Origin of the sequence: Methanomethylovorans sp., assembly GCF_050177135.1 — an archaeon.
In the GTDB taxonomy this organism is placed as follows: domain Archaea; phylum Halobacteriota; class Methanosarcinia; order Methanosarcinales; family Methanosarcinaceae; genus Methanomethylovorans.
On sequence record NZ_JBFXHJ010000199.1, the window covers coordinates 1 to 3,459 of the forward strand.

Consider the following 3,459-nt stretch of genomic DNA (forward strand, 5'->3'; position numbering starts at 1 on the left):
AGGCAGGGACGGGCTGGGAGGTGCATCCTTCGCATCCAGGGACCTTTCCGAGAGTTCCGAAGCAGAGGACAGGCCCAGTATCCAGATAGGTGATCCGTTCACAGAGAAACTGCTCATAGAAGCGACGCTGGAAGTAGTCGGAGCAGGATATGTGAGATCCTGCAGGGACCTGGGTGCAGCAGGCCTTGCGGGTGCCAGTTCAGAAATGGCATCCAAGGGAGATATGGGAATGCAGATAATCGCTGATAATGTCATACTCAGGGAAAAAGGCATGGTGCCTTACGAGATCCTCATTGCAGAATCCCAGGAACGTATGCTCTTTGAAGTAGAACCGCAGAACGTGGAAGCTGTACTGGCCATAGCAAAGAAATATGATCTGAACGCCAGCATGATAGGAGAACTCACTGAAAGACCATATTACACAGTGGATTTCAAGGGAGAGACTGTTGTCGATATCCCGATCAAACTGCTTGCTGAAGGTGCACCTACCTGTGAAATGCCTGCCAGCTCACCCGCCGAAAAAATATCATGGGAAAAGCCAGAAATGCCAGTTGATCTTAAACAGGCACTTTTGAACGTGCTTTCCTCTCATAATGTGGCATCAAAGGAATGGATATACAGACAATATGATCACGAAGTGCAGATAAGGACCACGGTAAAACCAGGAGATGATGCTTCCGTATTACGCATAGAGGGCAATAAGGGAATAATACTCTCATGCGGCTGCAATCCCAGGCATACCATGCTGGACCCCTATCATGGGGGAAAGGGTACTGTTTATGAAAATGCCATGAACATTGCAGTCAAAGGAGGTAAAGGACTGGCCCTTGTGGACTGTCTGAATTTTGGCAACCCTCAAAGACCTGATATATACTGGTACTTCAAGCATGCCATACTTGGATTGGGTGATGGTGCCAGAGAATTGCAAATACCCGTGGTAGGTGGGAACGTATCACTATATAATGAAAGTGATGAATTTGATACTGCGATCCTCCCCACTCCATCCATAGGGGTCGTGGGAACAACAAATAATGTTGCAGGTACCCCCCTGTCCTCTTTCTCTAATGTGGGTGACACGATAATACTTGTTGGAGAGACACGGGATGAGCTGGGAGGTTCCGAATATTACAGCCTGCTCGGTAAGAAGATGGACGGTAACGCTCCTAAAGTGCCTGAGAATGCTACCTCTATAGTGGATTCTGTGATCAGCGCCGTGAACACGGGAAAGGTCACGTCCTCCCATGATGTTTCATTGGGTGGATTGGGAATCGCATTCTGCGAGATGTGTACATGCATGGGAGCAGATGTGGATCTCAGTAAGGCCTGTGAGGGTCTGAGAGCAGACGATGTTCTTTTCTCTGAGTCTTATATAAGAGCCATCCTTACAACCCCTGAACCTAAAGTAATAGAGGAAGCACTGCAGGAGGTACCCTATGCGATCGTAGGTACTGTGGGCGGCGACAAATTAAATATAAGGCTGGCCGAAACCTCCGTTGAGATCTCACTTCCCGAAATTGAAGTGGCAAGAAACAGCCTTATGAAACAGATGATGGAATAAAAAAGTGATGAAAAGATAAAATGGTCAGGTCTTTTAAAGACTGACCATCTTTATTTCTTGGTTGCATAATAGATCATATACAATGCGGACAGACCTACAAGGATGTAAACGATCCTTGCTATGATGCTGTAGCCGAATATAAGTGCCACCAGGTTCAGGTCCTGGGATATCCCGAAGAGTCCCCAGTTGAGGCCTCCGATTACAACCAAGACTAATGCTATCCAGTCTAACGTACTTTTCTCTGCCAAAAACTCACCCCCATGGTTTTGGTGAATATAAATATGTATAGCGTCATATATAAAGAATTTGACCAAATCTACAAGAGAGATTTTTGACTGATACATAAATTTGTCAGTGCTTACAAATTACAGGTTCTGCAGAAATACGCATGAATATACAGCGTTAACAATGATCACAGAGAACACGGAAATCACAGAGAATTACTTAACTTCACTTTCCATTCTCTGTGAACTCTTGTGATCCAATAAAGATACTGGTGTTCTACAAAGACAAAAAGGAACTTTTTTAGAGGATTGTACATCTGCACCCTGAAATGTAGATGAAAGACCTATACAGAAAGACACTACAACAATTTTGTCCTTTACTATCAAAAATTAAAAAATAGTTCTTGCTTTCAGGCAAGACCCCTTTTTCTGGGAATAATCTGAACATCTACATTTTTGCCATAAGGACAAGCAAGATTACATATTGTACATTCTATAAATCCACGTTCTGTTATCCTGCGGATATGCTTCTCCCATTTATGATCTATATCCTTTTCAAGTTCGTGTGCTACCACACATTTATCATATATCACTTTTTCACCAGGTGGAACTCCCTGTGACGGACCTGGAATAATCGCACCATAAGGACACGCTTTTACGCACAATGATTCTTGCTGGCACAGCGGTTGCTCTGCACACAGGTTCCGGGAAAAAGGCTGGTCGGGCATTAGTTCAGCGGTAGTGAGCAAAGCTATCCAGCGTACCCTTGGACCATATTCAGGGGTTATCACCTGAGTATTGTGGCCTATGAAACCAAGGCCTGCGAGATACGCTGCCACTTTCACATGCACTGAATGGGTGGGTGTCGCCTTGATGCCTTTATCATCCCATAGCCATTGAGCCAGCCTCCATGCACGTGTTTCCACCGTTTCGTAATATAGATTATAATATTCTGCTTCGCCTCCGCTAAAATCACCAGTACCGGGAGTACTTATTGCAGCGTTCATACCTTCGTCCCAGATCACCATACCCAGAACTACAAGTGATTTTGCATCCGACATAAATTCAGAAGGCTTTACAAGCCCACGTCCGGGTGGAAACTCGACATCCTCCATTTTGTTTATGTCTGAAACACCGAAAAGCTGGAATCCCTTTTCCATAGCTTTACTTCGTATCTCCTCTTTCAGATCCAATATTTGTCTCCTGCAGAAAATTGTGCCTGCATAGTAAACAGCAATATGGGAGTATATAAAAAAAAGCTAGTATAATCTTCAATACCCATGATAATCTTCAACAGGCATTATCATATTAAGACAATGTATCCAGGCTATGGATCGCTTTCCTTTACAGCTTCTGCATACAGTTCTTTCAGGTTGGTGGGGATAGGGTTTGCTTGCAACAGTTTTGCGAAGTAGGTGAGATTGTGTACTATGTATCTAACAGTTTTGTTGGTATAAAGGTGTCTTTCACCACCGGCTGCAATGTAGCTTGGGCCCGGCCCGGCTGGCCCCACCCAATAGCTGTCTACATTTGGGGGCACCGTGCAGCCCAGGTGTGTCAGATTGAACAGAGTATTGGCAGCTACATCATGTGCTCCATCCTCATTGCCGGTAATAAGCACACCTGCAACCTTTCCGTAGAGGGGAAACTGACCAGTCTGCGGATCAGACTCCTCAT

At 44.9% G+C, this 3,459-nt stretch carries 3 protein-coding genes and 1 pseudogene; 1 reads left to right on the forward strand and 3 read right to left on the reverse strand.

Features of this window, described 5'->3' with window-relative positions; genetic code table 11:
- The coding region (gene purL / locus AB7U21_RS11355; protein ID WP_428389150.1) for a phosphoribosylformylglycinamidine synthase subunit PurL at positions 1-1,558 on the forward strand (1,558 nt) is incomplete at its 5' end.
- Between the two features lie 50 nt (positions 1,559-1,608).
- Here the strand turns inward: purL and AB7U21_RS11360 are convergent.
- The 3 genes and pseudogenes from AB7U21_RS11360 to AB7U21_RS11370 form a co-directional block, all read right to left on the reverse strand.
- On the reverse strand, positions 1,609-1,806 hold the full coding sequence (locus AB7U21_RS11360) for a DUF378 domain-containing protein (protein WP_292351389.1): 198 nt from the start codon (positions 1,804-1,806) through the stop codon (positions 1,609-1,611).
- Positions 1,807-2,192: 386 nt separating this feature from the next.
- The gene (locus AB7U21_RS11365; RefSeq protein ID WP_428389152.1) at positions 2,193-2,975 is read right to left on the reverse strand and encodes an epoxyqueuosine reductase; all 783 of its coding nucleotides are present in this window, start codon (positions 2,973-2,975) and stop codon (positions 2,193-2,195) included.
- A gap of 134 nt (positions 2,976-3,109) precedes the next feature.
- Positions 3,110-3,459 (reverse strand): annotated as a pseudogene (locus AB7U21_RS11370) (flavodoxin family protein); the annotation flags it as partial.